Raw genomic sequence first — 23,497 nt, forward strand, 5'->3', positions numbered from 1 at the left:
CTTTCTCGATGATGCGTGCCCGCTTGAGAATCCGGTTGCAGGATAACTACTCAAAGGGCACATTCGGGACTTCAGGATGACTGGTTACATGGAGCCCTCACCTCTGTTCCGGTAGCGCATAGATAGTAGGTGCACACGCTTGAGTGACACCTAAACAAGAACGCCAGAACAAGAACGAGGCAAAAACCGTGCGTACGTACACCCCGAAGCCCGGCGATATCAACCGCCAGTGGCACGTCATTGACGCCACAGACGTTGTCCTTGGTCGTCTCGCGAGCCAGACCGCAATCCTGCTGCGCGGCAAGCACAAGGCCACCTTTGCGTCCCACATGGACATGGGCGACTTCGTCATCATCATCAACGCTGAGAAGGTAGCCCTGACCGGCGCCAAGCTGGAGCAGAAGCGCGCATACCGCCACTCCGGCTACCCGGGCGGCCTGACCTCCGTCAACTACGCGGAACTCCTGGAGTCCAACCCGGTCCGCGCCGTTGAGAAGGCCATCAAGGGCATGCTTCCGAAGAACTCCCTCGCTGCACAGCAGCTGGGCAAGCTGAAGGTGTACCGCGGTGCAGAGCACCCGCACGCCGCCCAGCAGCCCAAGACGTTCGAAATTTCCCAGGTCGCCCAGTAGTCCTGGCCACCAAACAACTTATCTATACAAGGAGAATCGTGGCTCAGAACGAAGAGACCACCGAGGCCGTTGTGGCTGAGGAAAACCCGACCAGCTACACCTCGGAGAGCGGTCCTGCGGAAGCAGAGGCGCCGAAGAAGGAACGCCCGGCACTGACCGTTGCCGGTGCCGCAGTTGGCCGCCGCAAGGAAGCTGTTGCCCGCGTGCGCATCGTCCCCGGCACCGGCAAGTGGACCATCAACGGCCGCGCGCTGGACAACTACTTCCCGAACAAGCTGCACCAGCAGGACGTCAACGAGCCCTTCAAGATCCTCGATCTTGACGGCGCCTACGACGTCATCGCCCGCATCCACGGTGGCGGCATCTCCGGCCAGGCTGGGGCCCTGCGCCTCGGCATCGCCCGTTCACTGAACGAGATCGACACCGAGAACAACCGCGCCACCCTGAAGAAGGCCGGTTACCTGCGCCGTGACGCACGCGTCATCGAGCGTAAGAAGGCTGGTCTCAAGAAGGCCCGTAAGGCTCAGCAGTACTCGAAGCGCTAATCCGCTTGCACGGAAGCCCGTCCCGCCATTGGCGGGGCGGGCTTTCTGTCGTACTGCGTCATTACCTGGCCGGCGCCTTGTTCCGGAGATCGAAGACTTCGGCTCCATCAACGATTTCAGACTCGAACGTCTGCTCGACCCAAACTGAGATTTCTTTCAATGTTGAGCTTCGGCCAGGAACGTCCAAGTGGCTTTGCTGCGCCACGAGGTAGCAAATATTCCCTGACTCCACCTCTTCCTGGAACTGCTGCAGCGTCGGGCTGGGATCCACTCCCATGAACCCCGATATCGACATGATGGGCTTGCCGACAGCCAATTGATATTTGGCCGCAGTCTGCCCTGGATACGTAGCTGCAGCCCAACGGCAGTTGGTGGCCCCGCTCAGACGTGCGATCAACGCTTCACCGGGCTCAAGCCCAAATCCCAGTTCCTGCGCCCACAATGGGTCCCCTTTTGACGCGCCTTCAAGAAAGCGGCTGATGGTGACCTCGCTTTTTGTCACCGGGCCGGAGAGTGGATTGGATCCCGCATGCGGCGAAGCCGCGTTGTACACCGATACAACGGACGGCGCCGCCAAAAGCGCCAAGACAAGTAGACCAACTGCAACCTTATCGATCCACCCAAAGGGTGGCCTGATGGCGATCAACACCGAGCCGACGCACCCTACAATCACAATGGCGGGTCCAATAAAGTTGGGCCAACCGCTTCCAGCGTTTAAGATGGCTGCAGCAAAAGCCGAGCCTAGGAACCCTGTTACGCAAATGGACAGACGTGCGGCGACGGTAATCCGACAACTGATAAGCACGTCGACGGCCACGCCAATGACTAAGGTCAGTGGCGGCACCATAGCTGCGGTGTAATACGTATGTATCTCATTACCCATAAAGCTCAGCAAAACGTAGGTAGTCAGAAACCAGCCCACGCCTGCGACTGCAGTCGCCAACTTGCCAGGCTCGGCCATCAACTGCCGCCAATTCATGGCTATGATGAGGCACGCAAGCAGCGCGACGATGAGTAGCCACGATCCCTCTTGGGCGAAATTCGCGTTGAACAGCCGGAACAGCCCGGCATCACTTTTCTCTGAACGAAAGCCTTCCGGAATCAGTTGGATTACTGGATCCTCCTGAGTGCTGATTATGCGCTCTATGCCGTTGTAACCGACGGTCAACTGAATAATGCTGTTGCTCGGTGATCCGCCGACATACGGGCGGCCCGAAGGTGGAATTAGCTCCACGATGATCATCCAAGCCGCGCCGGAGACCAGCAGGGCTGCGAGGCACGCGAACCCTACACGAAGTCGATGCCACAGGGGCGATTTGCTGGCAAGCAAAAAAGCAGCGCCCAGAGCCGGGACACAGAGCAAGGCCTGAAGTTGCTTAGTCATGAAAGCCAGTCCGAGCAATGTTCCTGCCCACACTATGGTTCGTATGCTGCCGGAGTCCACTGCGCGCACCACCAGGTAGGCTGCAGCAACCATCAGAAGCAGCATCAAAGGATCAGGGTTGTTGTATCTGGAGAGAAGCGTGATTATTGGCGTGGTGAAGAATACTGCCGCAGCGCCGATGGCCGCGGGGGCTGAAAAGTTCCGACGCAGCAACGCATAAATAAGGAATGTAGTCAACACTCCCATCGCAGCCTGAGGTGCCATCATACTTTCGGGGGAGAACCCGAAGATCCGGGCTGACAGGCCCATGATCCAAAGGCTCAGGGGCGGCTTATCAACAGTTATTGAATTGCCCCAGTCCAGGGACCCGAAGAAGTAGGCCTTCCAGTCAATGGAGCCAGCTTGGACTGCTGCGCTGTAGTAGGCGTTGGCCCAGCCGTTGATGCCAAGATTCCAAAAGTTCAGCGTTGCGTTCACCGCCAGAACGATGAGCAGGACAGGCCGTTCCCACGCCGGATCCCGAGGGCGCCCGGTCCAGAGCCTGTTCCACCCGCGTCGGGGCCTGCTCTGCCGTTCCTCAGTCTCGAAGGTCGTAGATTCTGACACCGTCAATGTGCTCCCCCTCGAAGTTTGACTGAACCCAATCCGTGATGGCAACAGCATCCAGTCCCAGCGGGATTTCGTCCACTATCGGCTGTTGCCAAATGAAGTACGCGATTTTCCGGTCTTCAACGAATGCCTTGAACTGAGCGAACGTCGGAGCCGGGTCGTCTCCGAGCCACCCTCCGAGTGCTATTACCGGCCGCTGGGATGCGAGCTGGTACTGCGCTGCGTTCTGCGCGGTGTATGTTGCCGCAGCCCATTCTGATCCGCTGGACTCTTTGAGCAGGGCTGTCACATCCGTGGACGGCTGGACTCCGAATCCAAGCTGTCGGGCCAATGGGGGGTCACCGCGCCGGGCGGCATCTAGGTGGGCGGACAGCGCACCAGGGCTGTTCCCTACCGGACCGGACAATGGGTTGGTCCCTGAGTGTGAATTGGACAAGGTGACGACGTCGGTTGCCACCGGGGCCAGCACCATCGTCAGCGTGACCAGCGCGAGGGTTGCGAGCCGTTGGAAGTTCGTCGAGGCACACATCCAGCCCGCCACTGCGGGGACGGTTGCTATCGCCACTGCCAACGGCCAGAAGCCCCAGTCATTGCTGTACTCGAAGATCCGGATAGCGGTGTAACCCGTCCCGATCAATAGGACTGCGCCAATCAACTGCGGTACCAGCCGCTGCCGTTGCTTCCAGAGCAGGTGAAGGCCCAAAGGCACCACAATTGCCACAGGAGCCGCGATGGAAAAAACGTAGTAAGTGTGCGTCATCGTGCCCATGAAACTCAAGACAGCGGCGACGGAAATCAGCCACGCGACCCCCCCGGTCATGAGGCCTGATGCGGGTCTGGTCCCCTCCGCCTGCCGCCACAGCAAAACCAGGGCGAGGGCGCATGTCAGGGCAGTAAAGAGCAGCCAGGCCCCCTCCGGGGCAAAGTTTGCATTGAACAACCTGCTTAGGCCGCCGTCAAACTCGACCGTTGGATCATCAGGGGCGGCTGCCAGGCCGGACTGGGGATCTGTGCTTAACCGGAGGAAGCGCGCCAGGCCGTTGTAATCCAGGGTGAGCTCAATGACACTGTTCAACGCAGATCCTCCGACATACGGGCGGTTCCCAGTTGGAGTCAGTTCCACCACGGCCATCCACCAGCCGCCGCTGACCACCAATGCAGTGAGTGCGCCCAGCAGCCTGACGAGGCGTGAACGCAAGGGGCCGGCCCCAAAAAGGAGTATAGCCAGCACAAGCGCCGGGATGGGGAGGAATGCCTGGACCTGCTTTGCCATGAAGCCCAGACCGAGCGCTGTTCCTGCGAGCAGGTACCAGGACCAGCGGTTGTCTTCCACTGCACGAATAACGAAGTAGGCGGCGGCCACGGTCAGGAGCCCCATGAGAGGCTCTGGGTTGTTGAACCGTGACATGAGCACCACAACGGGGGTTGTCGCATAGATCAGGCCACCCAGCAGTGCCGGAGCGGCTGGGTGGCTGCGCCGGATGATCTTGTAGATGAGCCAGGAGGTGGCTATGCCCATGAGCGCCTGTGGCACCAAAATTGCCCAGGAGTTAAGCCCGAAGAGCCGCACAGAGAGTGACATGATCCAGACGCTGAGTGGCGGCTTGTCGATGGTGATCAGGTTGCCGGCGTCGAGGGATCCGAAGAAGAGGGCCTTCCAGTCCTGGGATCCGGCCTGGGCGGCAGCCGAGTAGTAGGGGTTTGCCCAACCGTTGCGGTCGAGGCCCCACAGGAATGACGCGGCGGTACCCGCGAGGAGGACAATTAGTCCGATTCTTTCCCACGGCAATTGCCTGCGAGCAGCATGGACGCCGTGGGGAGCCGTGGTCCGGCTCGCCGCCGCGACACTCAACGGACGGACTCTCCAGCGGGCCGCAGCGCAAGCACGGCGGACCGTTCGTCACTGCTGCGGACCCTGAAGACCCAGATCCGGAGAAGTACGAACCGCATCAACGTTGCGAAGATGTTGGCCGCACTCAGCGTAAGAAGTTCCATGCTAGGCGCAGCATCCAGGTTTACGGAATGAAGCACCAACAGCGACGAGGACGTAATGGCCCAGGCCAGCAGGAAGAGGATCAAACCTTGGAATTGCTGAGTGAAGAGTTTCGCCGGGCCGCTGATACCAAAGGTGAACCTACGGTTGGCCGCAGTGTTACCGACGGCCGTCAGCAGGAGTGCCAGGAAATTCGCCTGCTGCGCCCCGAACGGGCCCTGGAGAACCAGGTAGAGCAGTGCGAAAGCGAGGGTTGAAACGGCTCCCACCAGGCCGAAGCGGATTACCTGGCCAAAGAAGCTGGGCCGGCCGGGCGGGACGACTGGGCGCCGTCCAAGCTCGGCATAGATGGCCTGAACCGGAATCGAACCCTTGACCAGAGAACCTGCCACACGGACCATGCCGCGGATGTCGTCCAGGGCCGTCTGCCTGATGTCCACTCGGCTGTCGGGGTCATCCACCCAATCGACCGGAATTTCGTGAATGCGCAGCCCGGAACGCTCGGCAATAATCAGCAGTTCGGTATCAAAGAACCAGCCATTATCTTCAACATGCGGAAGCAAGCGCCTTGCGACGTCCGCCCGAATTGCCTTGAATCCGCACTGAGCGTCGGAAAATCGCACCTGCATTGTCCGGCGAAGCAGGAAATTGTAGGAACGGGAAATGAATTCCCGCTTGGGGCCGCGGCTGATGCGGGAGCTTTGTCCGAGTCGTGTGCCGATGGAAATATCCGAGTGCCTTGACAATAGCGGTGCCACCAATGGCGGCAGCGCAGCGAGGTCAGTGGACAGATCAACATCCAAGTACGCGAGGACTTTCGCCTCCGAAGCTCCCCAAGCATCCCGGAGGGCGTACCCCCGTCCCTTTACTTCCAGACGGCGGTACTCGACGTTGGGCAGATGCTCGCTGAGCCGAGCTGCAATCACCGGAGTCCTGTCAGTGCTTGCATTGTCCGCAATGGTGATTTTCCACGTCGAAGGCATTTCGAGCGTCAGATATTCGGCGAGCCTTATGATGCTGTTCTCGAGTACCGCTTCCTCATTGAAAACCGGTACCACAATTTCGAGCGCCAAGCCCCCATAGCTAGGTGTCATGCATCGAATAGTAGGGGCCGCCTAAGACCAGTGGCGAGGCTTTTTGGCAAAGACAGGTACCACCCTAAAAAACCAAGTAGTCCGCGTGATCAGTCCGCTTCGAGGACAGGTAATGGGGTCAGGAGAACAGGTAGGCGAGGCCGTTGACGACGGGCCAGGAGGCCTTTTGGCCCCCATCCTCTAGACTTGTCCCCGATGTCTAGATTATTTGGAACAGATGGTGTCCGGGGCCTGGCTAACGGCCTGTTGACGGCGGAGCTGGCAATGCAGCTGGCCCAGGCGGCCGCCGTCGTGCTTGGCCATGACCGCAACACCGACAGAGCCCGGCCCCGCGCCGTGGTGGCGCGTGACCCGCGCGCCAGCGGGGAATTCATCGCCGCCGCCGTCGAGGCAGGGCTGTCCAGTTCCGGTATTGATGTCTACGACGCCGGTGTTCTCCCGACGCCCGCCGCGGCGTACCTCGTGGCAGACCTTGACGCCGACTTCGGCGTCATGATCTCGGCCTCCCACAATCCCGCACCGGACAACGGGATCAAGTTCTTCGCCCGTGGTGGCCAGAAGCTTCCTGACGAGGTCGAGAACGCCATCGAGGAACAGATGGGCAAGGAGCCGGTGCGGCCCGTCGGCAGCGATGTTGGACGGATCCAGCGCTTCTCCGATGCCGAGGACCGCTACATCGTTCACCTCCTGCAGACGCTCCCGCACCGACTCGATGGCCTGAAGGTTGTGCTGGACTGCGCCCACGGCGCCGCCAGCGGCTGCTCGCCTCAGGTCTTCAAGGACGCCGGCGCCGACGTTATCGTGATCGGCGCCGAGCCGGACGGCCACAACATCAATGACGGCGTCGGGTCCACCCATCTCGGTCCGCTCAAAGCCGCCGTGCTGAAGCACGGCGCCGACCTCGGCATCGCCCACGACGGCGACGCCGACCGCTGCCTCGCCGTAGACCACGAAGGCACAGAGGTGGACGGTGACCAGATCATGGCGATCCTGGCCGTGGCACTCAAAGCCTCAGGCAAGCTCATCGACGACGTCCTGGTGGCTACCGTCATGAGCAACCTCGGCCTCAAGATCGCACTGCGCGAAGCAGGCATCACGATCCGCGAAACAGGTGTCGGGGACCGCTACGTCCTGGAGGAGATGCGCGACGGCGGATTCAACCTCGGCGGCGAGCAGTCCGGCCACGTGATCTTCGCTGACTACGCCACCACAGGCGACGGCGTCCTCACCGGGCTCCAGCTGGCCGCGCAGGTCGCCCTGACAGGCCGGACGCTCAAGCAGCTCGCCACAGTGATGACCAAGCTCCCGCAGGTACTCATCAACGTCAAGGGCGTTGACCGCAGCCGCGTGGGCAGCTCTGAGGCACTGACGGCGGCCGTGGCCCTAGCCGAGGCGGAGCTTGGCGACACCGGACGGGTCCTGCTGCGGCCCTCCGGCACCGAACCCGTTGTCCGGGTCATGGTGGAGGCCGGCGACGAAGCCACGGCCCAGTCCGTCGCCGAGCGCCTAGCCCAGGTGGTCAGGACCGAACTTGCCCTCGAGCTCGTGGCGGACTGACCCGGAAAGCACCAAAAAAGAATGGCCGGCCTCCGCAGGGAGACTGGCCATTCTCCTTTGTCAGCGGTCGCTGACCTTCAGCGCATCCCGGATTTCGGTAAGCAGGGCGATCTGCGGGTCTTCCGCAGCCTCTTCCTTGACGTCCTTGTTGATTCCCAGCTTGCGGTTACGGAGCTCGATCATGTGGTTCATGGGAAGTACCACCACGAAGTAGATGGAGGCGGCCACCAGCACGAAAGAAATGATGGAGGAGATGACGGACCCATACATGAATCCCTCCCACTGCATCTCTTCAACGCCCTTGGCACTGAACAGACGTCCGATCAGGGGCGTCAGCAGGCCCTGGACGATAGAGGTCACGACGGAGCTGAATGCGGCACCCATCACAACGGCTACGGCAAGGTCAACGACATTGCCCTTCATAATGAAATTCTTGAATCCTGTCAGCATGAGTACCAAGCTAGCGCATCGCCGTTAACCGGGGATGACGCCCCTGCAACACATCAGCACGGTGTTCAGGGATATCCCGGTGCCGCGTCCACCCCGAAGTACTCCTCCACGGTGCTGATGCCCCGGGTTGCCATGTCGGTGGCGGCCTCCACGCCGATGAACCGCAGGTGCCACGGCTCGTAGAAGTAGCCGGTGATCGGGTGGAGCATCCACGGATACCGCACCACAAAGCCGAAGCGGTGAGCGTTCGCCTTCGCCCATACCGCCGCGGGCTGATCGGCGAAGCACGGCTGGAAGCCGCACGCCCCGCCGCCGTCGCCGATGTCGAACGACCAGCCGGTCTGGTGTTCCGAGTAGCCGGGCCGGGCGCTTGCGGTGTCGGCATCGGCCTGGCCGCGCGCTGCCACATAGCCGTTGTACGTGGCCACCTGCGTGCGGTAGGACCGGTAACCGCTGGCGAGCGTCATGGCGACGCCGTCCTGCGCGGCCGCGGCGAAAATCGCTTCCGCGGCAGCCGTCGTCGTGCTGTTCAGCAGGGCCGCCTCGCCCGAAACGGCCAGCGTGACGCTGGGCTGGACCAGGTCCGCCGGAACGTAGTCCGCCGGCGCCAGCGGACGGCGCTTGTTGACCACCAGCCACGGGCTGGCCGGATCCGTCAGGGAGAACTGACGGGGCAGCGCCGCCGACGGCGGGACGGGAGCCTGCGGCGGCGGCTCAGCTGCCGCCGTCGTGCTTTCCGCAGCTTGGGCCGCGGCGGGGGAGGGGGACGCGGAGGTCACTGCAGGTACAGGGGAGGACACCGACGGCGCCACCGCGGCGGGTGCCTCCGGCGTGCACGCTGCGAGCACCGTCAGTCCGGCTCCGGCGGCGACGAAGCGCGCGAAGCTGCGCCGGCTGGCGCCCGGCACAGAGGCCCCGTCAACAGCGGCGCAGTCGTGGCACATGCGTGCTAGACCTTGCGAAGGAGCATGCGGCGGATGGAATGGTCGGCATCCTTGGACAGAACCAGCTGGGCGCGGCCACGGGTGGGGAGGACGTTTTCCTCCAGGTTGGGCTCGTTGATGCGCTTCCAGATGTCCCGGGCCGTGCTCTCGGCCTCGGTGGGGGAGAGCGTTGCGTAGCGGTGGAAGTAGGACTCCGGCTGCGCGAACGCGGTGCTCTGGAGCTTGCGGAACCGCTCCACGTACCACTCCTCGATGTAGGAGGTCTTGGCGTCCACATAGATGGAGAAGTCGAAGAAGTCGCTCAGCGCCAGGCCCTGCTTGCCGTCATGGCGCGGGCGGGCGGGGGCCAGCACGTTCAGGCCCTCCACGATCAGCACGTCCGGGCGGCGGACCACCACTTCCTTGTCCGGAACGATGTCGTATGTGACGTGGGAGTACCAGGGCGCCCGGACTTCCTCGGCGCCGCCCTTGATCTCGCTCACAAAGCGCAGCAGGGCGCGGCGGTCGTAGGACTCGGGGAAGCCTTTGCGTTCCAGCAGTTGGCGGCGCTTGAGCTCGGCCAGGGGATAGAGGAAGCCGTCCGTGGTGATCAGCTCAACGTTGGGGGTGCCGGGCCAGCGCCGCAGCATCTCCCGGAGCACGCGGGCGATGGTGGATTTGCCCACGGCCACCGAGCCGGCCACACCGATGACAAACGGAGTGCGCTGGGTCTGCTCACCCAGGAAGGTGGTGGTGGCCGCATGAAGCTGGCCCGCGGCCTCCACATAAAGGTGCAAGAGCCGGGACAGGGGCAGGTAGACCTCGCGGATCTCCTTCATGTCCAGGGGATCGCCGAGGCCACGCAGACGGACAATGTCCTCTTCGTTAAGGGGCTGCTCCATCTGGGCGGCGAGCCGGGACCAGGTCTGGCGGTCCAGCTCAACGAACGGGGAGACACCCTCACCGTTCGCTTCATTGCGTTGCAAAGTCACCTTAGAGATTCTGCCCCTCGCGCGGCTGAGAGCGAAATGGAGCACCCTGAGTGTAGATCTCAACCCGGCTGCCGATAAGCTGGAGCCCATGTGTGGAATCGTTGGATATGTGGGCCATTCTGCTGGCCGTGTGAATGCCGGTCACAGTGCGTTGGATGTAGTCCTTGAGGGTTTGCGCCGTCTGGAGTACCGGGGTTACGACTCTGCGGGGGTTGCGGTGGTCTCGCAAGGTGCCATCGAGTCCCGGAAGAAGTCCGGCAAGCTGAGCAACCTCCTCGCCGAGCTGGAGGAGCGTCCGTTGCCGGAGACGTTCACCGGGATCGGCCACACCCGCTGGGCCACGCATGGCGGTCCCACGGACCAGAATGCGCACCCGCACCTGTCCGACGGCGGCAAGCTGGCCCTGATCCACAACGGCATCATCGAGAACTTCGCCGAGCTCAAACGTGAGCTGGTGGCCAAGGGCTACGCGTTCGAGTCCGAGACGGACACCGAGGTCGCCGCCGTGCTGCTGGGCGATATCTTCCGCAACAAGCTGGGTGGTGCTGCGTCCGACGGCGGTCTGACGAAGGCGATGCAGCTCGCCTGCCAGCGCCTTGAGGGTGCTTTCACGCTGCTGGCCGTGCACGCGGACCAGCCGGATGTTGTGGTTGCTGCACGCCGTAACTCACCCCTGGTGGTGGGCCTGGGCGAGGGCGAAAATTTCCTGGGCTCGGACGTGTCCGGGTTCATCGATTACACCCGCCGCGCGGTGGAGCTTGGCCAGGACCAGATTGTCACCATCACCGCTGACACGGTGGAGATCACCGATTTCTATGGCGCTCCGGCCGAGGGCAAGGAATACCACGTGGACTGGGATCCGGAATCGGCGGAAAAGGGCGGTTTCCCGTCCTTCATGGAGAAGGAAATCCATGACCAGCCCGACGCCGTGCTGCAGACCCTGCTGGGCCGCTCGGACGTCAACGGCAGACTGACCCTGGATGAGCTCCGCATTGACCCGCAGTTGCTGAAGAACGTCGACAAGATCATTGTGCTGGCCTGCGGCACGTCCGCGTACGCCGGGCAGGTGGCCAAGTACGCCATCGAGCACTGGTGCCGGATCGCCACCGAGGTGGAGCTCTCCCACGAGTTCCGGTACCGGGACCCGATCGTCGACGAGAACACCCTGATCGTCTCGATCTCCCAGTCCGGGGAGACCATGGATACCCTGATGGCCGTCCGTTACGCCAAGGAACAGGGCGCCAAGACGGTCTCGATCTGCAACACCAACGGCTCCACCATCCCGCGTGAATCCGATGCCGTGCTGTACACGCACGCCGGCCCGGAAATCGCGGTGGCTTCCACCAAGGCGTTCCTGGCGCAGATCACCGCCGCGTACCTGCTGGGCCTGTACCTGGCGCAGCTGCGCGGGAACAAGTTCCAGGGCGAGATCAAGGACATCCTGGCGGACCTGAACAAGATCCCGGCCAAGATCCAGCGGATCCTGGACAACGAGGCGGAGATCAAGGAGCTCGGCGTGTCCATGGCCGACGCGAAGTCGGTGCTGTTCCTGGGCCGCCACGTCGGCTTCCCGGTGGCCATGGAAGGTGCGCTGAAGCTCAAGGAGCTCGCCTACATCCACGCCGAGGGCTTCGCCGCAGGTGAGCTCAAGCACGGCCCAATCGCGCTGATCGAGGAGGGCCAGCCCGTGTTTGTGGTGGTCCCGTCCCCGCGCGGCCGCGACTCGCTGCACGCCAAGGTCGTCTCGAACATCCAGGAAGTCAGGGCCCGCGGCGCCAAGACCATTGTGATCGCCGAAGAGGGCGACGAGGCCGTCAAGGCCTATGCCGAGCACGTCTTCTACATCCCGGAAACCCCCACCCTGCTGGCCCCGCTGCTCAGCACGGTCCCGCTGCAGATCTTCGCCCTGGCCCTCGCCTCGGCCAAGGGCTACGACGTGGACCAGCCCCGCAACCTCGCCAAGAGCGTCACCGTAGAGTAACCGCAGACCGATGGGCATCGACGAACTATTGGACCGGGCGGGGAACCTCAAGGAAGCGCTGGTCGACTACGCTTGCTCACCGGGGTTCGCCCGGCGTCTTTCGCAGGCGTTGTCAGACTTCTCCGGGCTAGGGAGTGCGGCGCATGATCAATGGGCGGAGGCCGTCGAGTCGCTGCTCTATGATCCAGACCAGGACGGACGCGAGCCGCTGCTCGACCGCTATCTGCGCACCAATAAGACCATTGCGCCGGAGGAGCGACTCGTCTACGAGAGTTGGCGGGAGCGTAATGTTATCGGCGTCTTCCGCGTCGATGCCCGCAAGGGTGCCCGGCTTAGCCTGCATAACCTCATCGATGAGATGGATTACCCGGCCTACGCCACAGTCGGGGCGGAAGCGATCAGCGTCGTCCAGCGAGGCGGCTACGTCATGACGCGCCTGGTGCCCATCGGGGATATCTGGACCATCAGCGGGACCATACGCCTGTTCGGTCCGCGGGACCTCCCCGGAGTCCAGACCCTGGCGGCGTCCCTGCTCAAACGCTTTCCCACCTTGGTATTCAATAATCCGGCGAAGGTCGAGCAGGGACGCAGGATCGTCGGAGAGCACCACACCACGTTCCTGAACCTCTTTGACGCGCATATGGTGAGCGGTACCGGGAGCGACATCATCGCGGCGTACCGCGGTTTCCTGAATGCCTGCAGCGAGGCGTCTGTCGCTGCAAATCCCAAGGCTTCCGCACTGGTGACCGCGGCCGAACAGATCGCACCGGATGATTCCTTCCCGCCGGATTTGGCAGAGTCCGACGACGTAGCGCTCTACCATCATCCGCTGATGGGTGTGTCCTTCCTCGTCTGCTACGGGCAGGTCGAGGCCGCATACCGTACGCCGCCGGCCAATGCGGAGGACCCCGCTGCGGAAGTCCTGCGTGGCTATGTGGAGGACAAGACGGTTCCCGGTTACGTCCTTGAGGACCTGGCAGCGAAATACCCGGACACGGTCGACGCCGCCTACCGGGCTGCCTTGTCCAGCCCCGGATTCCGCTGGGAGCACGACGGCGTGGCCCTGCTCCGCCTGCACAAGCCGAATTTCACCCGGGACAAAGAACTTCCTGGCGTCACGCCGGTGCCTTCATCACTGATCGATGAATACCGCCGGCTCAGCTAGAGCCAGGAACTGGACCGAGTGTGACCAAAGACGGGTGTACGCCGCCCATCCCGGCGGCTTTGCCGTCCAGAAGATTCCTCGTCCCGTGGCCGATGTACCGTGCCACTTTTTCCCCGACGGCCGATCCGTCGGCCTGTTCGAGGGCGTGCGCCAGCCCTTCGAGCGTTCCGGTGACTGCGCGCCATGCATGCCGTTCATCGAGTCCCCAGGAGACGCCTTCTGCAACCAGGTCCTCCATTGTTAACGACGGCTGATAGGCGCGGGAGTTGATCCGGAGGGACATGTTCAGCTGGCCGTTGGGCGCCAGGGCGTGCGTTGATACGTCGTAGAGCGGCGCCAGCCTGACGGCACCGTCGGGGCTTCGGAGGGTGGAAAAGTTCTTGGCGTGGGCGTGGGCGTGGGCGTCGGTGTTGCCGATGGCGGTGTTGAAGGCCGTGTGCGCGAGCAGCGTCTCGCGGTCGTCGGGCCCGGCGCCGAGGATGTCCCGGCGTCGTCGCAGAAGTCCGGCGAGGTTCTTCAGGTTTGCGGCGGCATTGACACCTTCGAACTTGCTGTCCGTGTCCCAAGCCAGGCCAAGGGCTTGGGCGCCGTCCTCTTGGTGGATACGCTCCACGCTCCGGCCAGAGACGCGGCGGTCGTAGCGTTCCAGGACGAGGACGGTCCGGCCTGCAAAGGTGCGCACGTCGCTGGCGAACGTGCTCAGCCCGATCCGCCGCGAAAGCTCCAGGCAGAACGCCTCGGCGTGCAGGGCGTGCTCGTTCCCCGCGGCCACCGGCTTGAGGATGTGGGTGGAGGCGGCGCCGTCGACCCCCGCGTGCCACACCCCGTCCAGCAGGGCAAGCGTGGTTTTGGGCTGGTATCCGGCCAGAGAGCCGCCGCCGCCCACGGCACCAAGCGCATAGTCGTTGATAAGGGTTAACCTCTCGGCGACCTGCTCATCGGTCAGTGCCTCATAGGATTCGGCCGGTTCCCCGGGGTCCCCACCGACGCGGATCGCACCGGCGACGTCGCGGCCGGCATACGACACCAGTGCGAAGACATCATCGCGGCTGGCCTGCGCCTGTTTGGCAAGGTTCGACCTGCCAGATCCTTCCGGCAGCAGTCCACCGAAGAACGCAGTGGCCGCCTCCGGGGTCGAGGGGCGGGGCCCAAGTGGCAGGTTGGCGGACAGGATCCGCGATCCTATCCCGAACCGGGCCATCCCGGCGTCGGAGGATGCGAACGTCACTGTGGTCGCGCCGTGGCGGACCATGCGCCCGATGACGGTGCCGAAGAGGTGGACATCCTGCACTTCAGCCACGGTCGGCGCCTTCCCGGAACGTCAGTTCGATTCCGAGTTTTTCCATGACGGCGAAGAACTGGTCGTTGAGCACCTTGGGCTTGCCCGTCTCCAGTTCGGAGAGGTACCGCTGGCTGACTCCGAGCCGGCTGGCCAGCTCGCGCTGGGAGAGCCCGCTGCGCTGGCGGACGCCGTAGACCATCAGGCCCAGGTCGGCCACTGACTTCATGACGCCGTGCACGCGGCCTCCTTGATGAGTTACTCGTAATAGGTTTGTGGTGATTACCTTTTCGTCATCATACCAGCGTGATTACGAAAACGTAATGGCGGGGCGCCGTGTGCACGGCAGGCGGTGAGCGTCCCCGTAGAATAGCGCCATGATCGTTGGCATTGGCGTAGACGTTGTAGACATCGAGCGGTTCGGCCGCCAGCTTGAGCGGACCCCGGGGCTCCGGGACCGGCTGTTCGTGCCCGCGGAACGCGAGCTGAACACCCGCTCGCTCGCCGCGAGATTCGCCGCCAAGGAAGCCGTGGCCAAGGTCCTCGGCGCGCCGGCCGGCATGAACTGGCAGGACTGCTGGATCGGCCTGGACCAGCACGGACCCATCATCCAGGTCAAAGGCACCGTCCTTGCGGTGGCCGAGTCCAAGGGCGTCAAACGCTGGCACGTCTCCATGAGTCACGACGGCGGCATCGCCACCGCCACGGTCCTGGCCGAAGGCTGAGTCACTTACTGCTCCGCCCAACGACGGACCTGACACCATGATCAGCGCCTATACCGGAACCCAGATCAGGGCGGCAGAACAGCCGTTCCTGGCTGCCGGGATGGGCGATGTTCTGATGCAGCGTGCCTCCTACGGGCTCGCCAACGCAGTGGTCCACGAGCTTCAAGCACGCAGCCGGAGGCTTTACGGCGCCAGCGTGGCCGTCCTCGCAGGCAAGGGTAACAACGGGGGAGATGGCCTCTTCGCCGCCTCGTTCCTGGCCGCCAGGGGAATGCGTACGACGGCGGTACTCACCGCCGGAACGGCCCACGCCGGGGCGCTGGCTGCCTTTGAGCGTGCCGGCGGGCGCGTACACCTCCTCGCCGACTCCAACGCCAGCCAGCTGGCCGCACACGTGGCGGGTGCCGACGTCGTAATTGACGCAATCCTGGGGACGGGCGCCCGCGGCGGCCTTAGGGGCGCGGAAGCCGATCTCGTGAGCGGCCTTTCGGAGTTGCGGCTGTCGGCCGGGGATCCGGGGATTGTGGTTGCCTGCGATACCCCCAGCGGTGTTGATGCCGACACCGGGGAAGCCCATGCGCCGGTGCTGTCCGCGGATGTGACGGTCACTTTCGCCGCAGCCAAAGTGGGGCTGCTGGCGGACCCGGGCGCCGATCACGCCGGCCGCATCCACGTGGTGCCTATCGGCATCGAAGAGGAGCTGCCCTGGCCGGCGCTGCGCAGGTTTGAGCCGGTGGACCTGGCCCGGCTCCTGCCCCAGCCCGGGAGGCGCTCGCACAAGTATTCCCGCGGCGTCCTGGGCGTCGTGGCCGGATCCGCCGACTATCCGGGCGCCGCCGTGCTGGCCTGCCGGGGTGCGCTGGCTGCCGGCGCGGGGATGGTCCGCTACCTGGGCCCGCCTGAAGTGGCCGACCTCGTGCGGCAGGCGTGCCCGGAAGTGGTGTGCAGTACGGGCTCTGTCGCGGAGACGCACGTCCAGGCGTGGCTGGTGGGTTCGGGCATGGGTCCTGGCGACACCGAACAGCTCCGGCGCGCCCGTGACGCCGTGGAATCCGGCCTGCCCGTGATCGCCGACGCCGGGGCGCTACCCGCCCTGCCTGCGGTCCTGGCGCCGCAGGTGATTCTCACGCCGCACGCCGGCGAGCTGGCGGCCCTCCTCCAGCGGCTCGCCTCGTCCCCCGACAGCCCGGACTTTGATCCCGCCCCCGACCGCACCGCCGTCGAGGCTTCCACCCTTGGTGCTGCCCGGCACGCCGCCGTGCTGACCGAGGCCACCGTCCTGCTGAAGGGTGCCACCACCCTGGTCGCGTCGCCTTTCCAGGATTTCTACAGCCAGGCGGACGGCACGGCGTGGCTCGCCACCGCCGGAAGCGGCGACGTCCTGGCCGGGATCATCGGTGCGCTGCTCGCCCAACTGGGGTCCGACGTCGGGCGCTTCCATGATGCGGGCATCGATCCGGACGAGCGCTGGGCGGCGATTGCCGCCCTCGGGGCCAGCCTCCACGGCCGCGCGGGAGCGGCCGCCTCCGGCAGCGGGCCGCTGACGGCCGGCCGGATTGCGGACGCAATACCAGACGTTTGGTATAAAGTCAGCCTGCTTAGTAAACCGGCGGGCCGGAAACGTAATAGTCACACCCACCCGCTACCGTGGGCATAGGTTTTGTACCGGCAGGGGCGGTTTTGTGTCCACACACCCGCTGTCGAACAACGATGAGGAGGACGCATGGAAATCTGGCCCGGAACGGCATATCCGCTTGGCGCCACTTTTGACGGGACCGGCACGAACTTCGCTTTGTTCAGCGAACGCGCCGAAAAGGTGGAGCTGTGCCTCTTCGATGACGACGGCGTGGAAACCCGGTTCAGGCTCGATGAGGTGGACGGCTATGTGTGGCACGGCTACGTCCCGCAGGTCCAGCCCGGCCAGAAATACGGCTACCGCGTCCACGGGCCCTACGACCCGGACTCCGGCAACCGCTTCAACCCCAACAAACTGCTCCTGGACCCGTACGCCAAGGCCGTGCACGGGCAGATGGACTGGGAGCCGGCACTTTTCTCCTACAACCTGGGCGAGCCGGACTCTATCAACAATGAGGACTCCGCGCCGCACATGATGATGGGCGTGGTGATCAACCCGTTCTTCGACTGGGACGGCGACCATAACCTGCGCATTCCGTATCACAAGTCGGTCATTTATGAGGCCCACGTCAAGGGCCTGACCCAACTCCACCCCGAGATCCCCGAGGAGCAGCGGGGCACCTATGCCGGCGTTGCGCACCCGTCGGTTATCTCGCACCTGCAGAAGCTGGGCGTCACCGCCATCGAACTGATGCCCGTGCACCAGTTCGTCAACGAGGGCACCTTGAAAGACAAGGGCCTGAGCAACTACTGGGGCTACAACACCATCGGCTTCTTCGCGCCGCAGAACACCTATAGTTCCACCGGCGACACGGGCCAGCAGGTCCAGGACTTCAAGGCCATGGTCCGCAGCCTGCACCGTGCGGGCATCGAGGTAATCCTGGACGTGGTCTACAACCACACCGCCGAGGGCAACCACCTGGGCCCCACGCTCTCCTTCAAGGGCATCGACAACGCCTCCTATTACCGGCTCATGGAGGGCGACGAGAAGCATTACATGGACTACACGGGCACGGGCAACTCGCTCAATGTCCGCCAGCCGCACTCGCTGCAGCTGCTCATGGATTCCTTGCGGTACTGGGTCACCGAAATGCACGTCGACGGCTTCCGCTTCGACCTCGCGTCCACCCTGGCCCGCGAGTTCTACGATGTGGACAAACTCTCCACCTTCTTCGAACTCATCCAGCAGGACCCGGTGGTTTCCCAGGTCAAGCTCATCGCCGAGCCCTGGGATGTGGGTCCCGGCGGCTACCAGGTGGGCAACTTCCCGCCGCAGTGGACGGAGTGGAACGGCCAGTACCGCGACACCGTCCGCGACTTCTGGCGCGGTGAACCGGCCACCCTGGGCGAATTCGCCTCCCGCATCACCGGGTCCGCTGACCTGTACGAGCACTCGGGCCGCCGGCCCGTGGCATCGATCAACTTTGTCACCGCCCATGACGGCTTCACCCTGGCGGACCTGGTGTCCTACAACGAGAAGCACAACGACGCCAACGGCGAGGACAACAACGACGGCGAATCCCACAACCGGTCCTGGAACTGCGGCGCCGAAGGCCCCACCGACGATCCGGCTGTCCTGGGGCTGCGCGCCCGCCAGCAGCGGAACTTCATCGCCTCGCTGCTGCTGTCCCAGGGTGTGCCCATGCTGCTGCACGGTGACGAACTGGGCCGCACCCAGCAGGGCAACAACAACGGCTATTGCCAGGATTCGGAACTGACCTGGATCAACTGGGAGAACATCGACCAGCCGCTCGTCGAATTCACCGCCGCCGTCAACGCGCTCCGCGCCAAGCACCCCACCTTCCGCCGGAGCAGGTTCTTCGACGGCCGCCCTGTCCGCAGAGGCGAAGGTGAGCGGCTGCCGGACATCGTATGGCTGGACCTCGACGGCGACACCATGAAGCCGGAGGACTGGGACAGCGGTTTCGGCCGCTCGGTAGGTGTATTCCTCAACGGCGACGGCATCCAGGGCAAGGACGCCCGAGGCCGCCGGATTACCGACGTGAACTTCGTGCTGTACTTCAACGCGCACGACGACATGGTGGACTTCACCCTTCCAAACGACGAGTACGCACCGGCGTGGGACATCATCATCGACACCGCCGGGCATAACGCGGACACTGCTCCGGTGAAAGCCGGCCAGACCCTTCCTGTGGATGCCAAGTCACTGGTGGTCCTCAGAGCGCACATGATGCAGGAAGCGGAGCCGGACCACTCAGTAGCTGCATCGCTGGCTGCCCTGACGCAGACCAGCACCAGTGAAACTGAGGCCCTCAGTACGCCCACCGTGCCCGAGCCCAAGAAAACGAAAAAGGTCAGCAAACCGAAAGACCAGGCAAAGTGAAGGCTCCGGCGTCCACCTACCGGCTCCAGATCCGCAGCAGCTTCACGCTCTTTGATGCTGCTGCGACCGTTCCGTACCTGAAATCACTCGGCGTTGACTGGGTCTACCTGTCTCCGATCCTGACCGCGGAACAAGGGTCGGATCACGGCTATGACGTGACGAATCCGTCGTCGGTGGATCCGGAGCGGGGCGGACCGGAAGGGCTGCGGGCACTCTCCGAGGCTGCCCGCGCCCATGGGATGGGCGTGCTGGTGGACATCGTCCCCAACCATGTGGGCGTGGCCTCGCCGGCGCAGAACCCGTGGTGGTGGTCGCTGCTGCAGGAAGGGCGTGGCTCGCCTTACGCGGAAGCGTTCGACGTCGACTGGGACTTTGGTGCCGGCCGGATCCGAATCCCCGTCCTGGGCAGCGATGACGACCTCGGACTTCTGGAGGTTGCAGATGGCGAGCTCCACTATTACGGCCACCGCTTTCCATTGGCCGCAGGTTCATACTCCGAGGGCGACTCGCCGCGGGCTGTGCATGACCGGCAGCATTACGAACTGGTTTCCTGGCGCCGGGCGGACAGCGAGCTGAACTACCGCCGGTTCTTCGCGGTCAACACCCTGGCGGGCATCCGGGTGGAGGACCCCGGGGTCTTCGGCCAGGCCCATGCAGAGGTGAAGCGCTGGTTCGACGACGGCCTGGTTGACGGGCTGCGTGTGGACCACCCGGACGGCCTGGCGGACCCTGCCGGCTATCTTCGCTGGCTCAAGGACCTCAGCGGCGGAGCCTACGTCCTGGTGGAGAAGATCCTGGAGCCGGGCGAGGAGCTGCCGGCGGAATTCGCCTGCGAAGGCACCACCGGCTACGACGCTCTGGCCGACCTGGACCGCCTGCTGGTGGACCCGGCCGGCGAGGCTGCGTTGGACGCGTTGGATGCACGGCTGCGCTCCGGCGAGCCTGCCGACTATGCGGCCATGATTTTGGGGACCAAGCGCGCCGTGGCGGACGGCATGCTGCGGTCCGAAATCCTGCGGCTGGCGCGGCTTGTCCCTGCCTTCGCAGACCTGTCGGGTGGCCTGCCCGTTAACGTCGCAGCGGATGCCCTGGCGCAGGTCATCGCGGCCTTCCCCGTGTACCGCACGTACCTGCCCACGGGTGAGGAAGTGCTGCGCGAGGCCTGCGCGGCTGCGGCTCGCCAGCGCCCTGACCTGGCCGACGTGCTGGACGCGCTGATGCCCCTGCTGCTGAAGCCCGAGACTGAACTGGGCCGACGTTTCCAGCAGACGTCCGGCATGGTGATGGCCAAGGGCGTTGAGGATACGGCGTTCTACCGCTACACCCGGCTGGGGACACTGACCGAAGTGGGAGCGGACCCGTCTCACTTCTCGCTCGCCCCGGACGAATTCCACCGGCGGATGGCCGAGCGCCAGGAGTCTTTGCCGCTGTCCATGACCACGTTGACCACCCACGACACCAAACGCAGCGAGGACACGCGGGCACGGATCTCCGTCATCGCCGAGCTGCCGGACCAGTGGGCAGCGACTTTGGACACCCTTCGCGGGCTAGCCCCGGTGCCCGACGGCCCATTCGAGAACCTGCTGTGGCAGGCGGTCATCGGTGTGTGGCCAGCGTCGCGGGAGCGCCTGCAGGCCTATGCTGAGAAGGCTGCGCGGGAAGCAGCCAACTCCACCACCTGGACGGATCCGGACGAGGAGTTCGAATCACGGGTCAAGGCAGCGGTGGATGCAGTGTTCGACGACGCTCGGGTCGCCACGGTGATCGAGGACTTCGTCGCCAGGACGGATCGGTTTGCCGCCGCCAACTCGCTGTCCCTGAAGCTGCTCCAGCTGACCATGCCGGGAGTGCCGGACGTCTACCAGGGCACCGAATTCTGGGACCGCTCGTTGGCGGATCCGGACAATAGGCGGGCATTTGACTTCGAACGCCGCGAAACCGCCCTGGCCGCACTGGATGCCGGCACGAGTCCGGCGGACTTTCGGGACGAGGCCACCAAACTGCTGGTGACCTCCCGGGCGCTCCGGCTCCGCCGGAACCGGCCGGACCTCTTCCAGGGCTACCGGCCCGTTCTGGCTTCCCACGCTGCGGCGGACCACCTGGTGGCCTTCGACCGCGGGGCGGACGGCAGCAGAACTGGCGGCGCGCCCGGTGCGTTGACCCTTGCGACGCGGCTTCCCGTCGGACTGGAACGCGCTGGCGGGTGGCGGGATACCGCCGTCGAACTTTCCACCGCCATGCGGGACGAACTCACGGGACGGACGCACGGCCCCGGCCCGGTGCCGGTGGCCGGCATCCTCCAGCAATACCCTGTGGCGCTGCTCGCGCCCGTGAACGGAGACAACGCATGAGCCTGACGCACCACGGTTCCGGCCGGTTCGACGTATGGGCCCCGGACGCCTCGGCCGTCTCGCTGCTCGCCAACGGGCACCACTACCCCATGAAGCAGGTGGCGGGAACCCCCGGCGCGGATGGCTGGTGGTCCGCGCCGGACGCGCCGGCTGACGCCGACGTGGATTACGGCTACCTGCTCGACGGCGACGCCCACCCGTTGCCCGACCCCCGGTCCCGCCGCCTCCCGGACGGCGTCCACGCGCTGTCCCGCACGTACGATCCCGCCTCCTACGCCTGGCAGGACGCCGGCTGGCAGGGAAAGGAACTGCGCGGCTCGGTCATCTACGAACTCCACGTGGGAACCTTCACGCCCGCGGGAACACTCGATGCAGCCACGGACAAACTCGGCTACCTCGCGGACCTCGGCATCGATTTTGTGGAGCTGCTCCCGGTCAACGGATTCAACGGAACCCACAACTGGGGCTACGACGGCGTCCAGTGGTTCGCGGTCCACGAAGGCTACGGCGGTCCTGCGGCCTACCAGCGTTTTGTGGACGCCGCCCACGCCGCCGGGCTGGGCGTCATCCAGGATGTGGTCTACAACCACCTGGGACCCAGCGGCAACTACCTGTCCAGATTCGGCCCGTACCTCAAGCAGGGCGACGCCAACACGTGGGGCGATGCGGTCAACCTCGACGGCCCGGGGTCCGACGTCGTGCGTGAATACATCCTGGACAACGCCGCGCTGTGGCTTCGCGACTATCACGTGGACGGACTGCGCCTGGATGCCGTCCACGCGCTGCGCGACGAGCGGGCCGTGCACCTCCTGGAAGAGTTCGGCGCGCTGGGCGATGCGATCTCCGCGGAGACCGGGCTTCCCAAGACCCTCATCGCGGAATCGGACCTGAACAATCCGCGGCTGATCTACCCCCGCGACGCCAACGGCTACGGCCTCGCCGGGCAGTGGAGCGACGACTTCCACCACGCGGTGCACGTCAACGTCAGCGGCGAGACCGCTGGGTACTACGGCGACTTCGCGTCGCTCGGCGTCCTGGCCAAGGTCCTCAAGGACGGCTTCCTGCACGACGGCAGCTACTCCAGCTTCCGCGGACGCCATCACGGCCGGCCCATCAACACCTCGCTGGTCCACCCCGCTGCCCTGGTGGTGTGCAGCCAGAACCACGACCAGATCGGCAACCGGGCCATCGGGGACAGGCTGTCCCAGTCCCTGCCGTACGGTCCGCTGGCCGTGGCCGCAGTGCTGACGCTGACCTCGCCGTTTACGCCCATGCTGTTTATGGGTGAGGAATTCGGTGCCTCCACGCCCTGGCAGTTTTTCACCTCGCACCCCGAGCCGGAGCTGGGCAAGGCGACGGCGGAGGGCAGGATCCGCGAGTTCGAGCGCATGGGGTGGGATCCCGCCGTCGTCCCCGATCCGCAGGATCCCGAAACGTTCCGGCGCTCCAAGCTCAACTGGGCGGAGGCTGCTGACGGTGACCATGCGCGCCTCCTCTCGCTCTACCGCTCGTTGACCGCGCTGCGGCGCGCTTACCCCGAGCTGGCCGGCCTGGGGTTCGCGGAAACGGACGTGACGTTCGACGACGACGCCGGCTGGCTGCGCTTCCGGCGCGGGTCCGTGGAGGTGCTGCTGAATTTCTCGGCGTCGCCTGTGCGCGTGGACGGTGTGCGGGGCACGGTGCTGTTTTCAACGGACCAGGACACTTTGCTGGACGGGGATGCGTTCCTGCTTTCGGCACACAGTGGGGCGGTTCTGACTACTGGGGCAGAAGTAACCTCGAGTTAACGTAGACACTGGAGTTACCCGGGCGTACTATTCGCGTACTGACCAGCCGTG

At 64.5% G+C, this 23,497-nt stretch carries 18 protein-coding genes; 10 read left to right on the plus strand and 8 right to left on the minus strand.

Annotated elements, in window-relative coordinates; genetic code table 11:
• The first annotated feature begins 188 nt into the window (after nt 1–188).
• Together rplM and rpsI are read left to right on the plus strand one after the other, a co-directional pair.
• Complete coding sequence (gene rplM / locus NG697_RS10675; RefSeq protein ID WP_058931751.1) at nt 189–632, plus strand: 50S ribosomal protein L13; 444 nt, start codon at nt 189–191, stop codon at nt 630–632.
• A 38-nt stretch (nt 633–670) separates the two neighbouring features.
• The gene (gene rpsI, locus NG697_RS10680; protein ID WP_056344277.1) at nt 671–1,177 is read left to right on the plus strand and encodes a 30S ribosomal protein S9; all 507 of its coding nucleotides are present in this window, start codon (nt 671–673) and stop codon (nt 1,175–1,177) included.
• Between the two features lie 61 nt (nt 1,178–1,238).
• Here the strand turns inward: rpsI and NG697_RS10685 are convergent, their stop codons facing one another.
• The 3 genes from NG697_RS10685 to NG697_RS10695 form a co-directional block, all read right to left on the minus strand.
• Nucleotides 1,239–3,038 (minus strand): glycosyltransferase family 39 protein, encoded by a 1,800-nt coding sequence (locus NG697_RS10685; protein ID WP_252614163.1) that lies wholly within the window; start codon nt 3,036–3,038, stop codon nt 1,239–1,241.
• Between the two features lie 100 nt (nt 3,039–3,138).
• Nucleotides 3,139–5,022, minus strand: a complete 1,884-nt coding sequence (locus NG697_RS10690) for a glycosyltransferase family 39 protein (protein ID WP_252614165.1) — start codon at nt 5,020–5,022, stop codon at nt 3,139–3,141.
• On the minus strand, nt 5,019–6,257 hold the full coding sequence (locus NG697_RS10695) for a bifunctional glycosyltransferase family 2/GtrA family protein (RefSeq protein ID WP_252614166.1): 1,239 nt from the start codon (nt 6,255–6,257) through the stop codon (nt 5,019–5,021). The genes NG697_RS10690 and NG697_RS10695 overlap by 4 nt, the downstream gene beginning before the upstream one ends.
• A 195-nt stretch (nt 6,258–6,452) precedes the next feature.
• Between NG697_RS10695 and glmM the strand changes: the two genes are divergently transcribed.
• Nucleotides 6,453–7,814 (plus strand): phosphoglucosamine mutase, encoded by a 1,362-nt coding sequence (glmM, locus tag NG697_RS10700; RefSeq protein WP_252614167.1) that lies wholly within the window; start codon nt 6,453–6,455, stop codon nt 7,812–7,814.
• A 60-nt stretch (nt 7,815–7,874) separates the two neighbouring features.
• Here glmM and mscL read toward each other — a convergent pair whose 3' ends face one another.
• The 3 genes from mscL to coaA form a co-directional block, all read right to left on the minus strand.
• Nucleotides 7,875–8,264: a large conductance mechanosensitive channel protein MscL gene (gene mscL / locus NG697_RS10705; protein WP_104062597.1), complete on the minus strand. Its 390-nt coding sequence runs from the start codon at nt 8,262–8,264 to the stop codon at nt 7,875–7,877.
• Between the two features lie 65 nt (nt 8,265–8,329).
• A complete protein-coding gene (locus tag NG697_RS10710; protein ID WP_252614168.1) occupies nt 8,330–9,208 on the minus strand; it encodes a M15 family metallopeptidase in 879 nt (292 codons plus the stop codon).
• Between the two features lie 5 nt (nt 9,209–9,213).
• A complete protein-coding gene (gene coaA, locus NG697_RS10715) occupies nt 9,214–10,179 on the minus strand; it encodes a type I pantothenate kinase (RefSeq protein WP_252614169.1) in 966 nt (321 codons plus the stop codon).
• An 88-nt stretch (nt 10,180–10,267) separates the two neighbouring features.
• On the opposite strand from coaA, the gene glmS reads away from it, so the two are divergent.
• On the plus strand, nt 10,268–12,160 hold the full coding sequence (gene glmS, locus NG697_RS10720) for a glutamine--fructose-6-phosphate transaminase (isomerizing) (RefSeq protein WP_252614170.1): 1,893 nt from the start codon (nt 10,268–10,270) through the stop codon (nt 12,158–12,160).
• Nucleotides 12,161–12,170: 10 nt separating this feature from the next.
• Nucleotides 12,171–13,325 carry a hypothetical protein gene (locus NG697_RS10725; protein ID WP_252614171.1) on the plus strand — a complete coding sequence of 385 codons (1,155 nt, stop codon included), beginning with the start codon at nt 12,171–12,173 and terminating at the stop codon, nt 13,323–13,325.
• Here NG697_RS10725 and NG697_RS10730 read toward each other — a convergent pair.
• A complete protein-coding gene (locus NG697_RS10730) occupies nt 13,318–14,625 on the minus strand; it encodes a type II toxin-antitoxin system HipA family toxin (RefSeq protein ID WP_252614172.1) in 1,308 nt (435 codons plus the stop codon). The two genes, NG697_RS10725 and NG697_RS10730, sit on opposite strands and share 8 nt — an antisense overlap.
• Entirely contained in the window at nt 14,618–14,845 is a 228-nt protein-coding gene (locus NG697_RS10735; RefSeq protein WP_200950725.1) for a helix-turn-helix domain-containing protein, read from the minus strand. Before NG697_RS10735 ends, NG697_RS10730 begins: the two co-directional genes overlap by 8 nt.
• 136 nt (nt 14,846–14,981) lie before the next feature.
• Between NG697_RS10735 and NG697_RS10740 the strand changes: the two genes are divergently transcribed.
• The 5 genes from NG697_RS10740 to treZ all read left to right on the plus strand — a co-directional run bounded on the left by NG697_RS10740 (nt 14,982) and on the right by treZ (nt 23,446).
• Nucleotides 14,982–15,329: a holo-ACP synthase gene (locus tag NG697_RS10740; RefSeq protein ID WP_252567578.1), complete on the plus strand. Its 348-nt coding sequence runs from the start codon at nt 14,982–14,984 to the stop codon at nt 15,327–15,329.
• 37 nt (nt 15,330–15,366) lie between these two features.
• Nucleotides 15,367–16,986: an NAD(P)H-hydrate epimerase gene (locus NG697_RS10745; RefSeq protein ID WP_252614174.1), complete on the plus strand. Its 1,620-nt coding sequence runs from the start codon at nt 15,367–15,369 to the stop codon at nt 16,984–16,986.
• A 66-nt stretch (nt 16,987–17,052) separates the two neighbouring features.
• Nucleotides 17,053–19,308, plus strand: coding sequence for a glycogen debranching protein GlgX (gene glgX / locus NG697_RS10750; RefSeq protein WP_252576151.1), 2,256 nt, complete (start codon nt 17,053–17,055; stop codon nt 19,306–19,308).
• Nucleotides 19,305–21,659 (plus strand): malto-oligosyltrehalose synthase, encoded by a 2,355-nt coding sequence (gene treY / locus NG697_RS10755; RefSeq protein ID WP_252614175.1) that lies wholly within the window; start codon nt 19,305–19,307, stop codon nt 21,657–21,659. Before glgX ends, treY begins: the two co-directional genes overlap by 4 nt.
• On the plus strand, nt 21,656–23,446 hold the full coding sequence (treZ, locus tag NG697_RS10760) for a malto-oligosyltrehalose trehalohydrolase (protein ID WP_252614176.1): 1,791 nt from the start codon (nt 21,656–21,658) through the stop codon (nt 23,444–23,446). Before treY ends, treZ begins: the two co-directional genes overlap by 4 nt.
• The last annotated feature ends 51 nt before the right edge of the window (nt 23,447–23,497 follow it).

It is taken from the genome of Pseudarthrobacter raffinosi (genome assembly GCF_023913835.1).
GTDB lineage: Bacteria > Actinomycetota > Actinomycetes > Actinomycetales > Micrococcaceae > Arthrobacter > Arthrobacter raffinosi.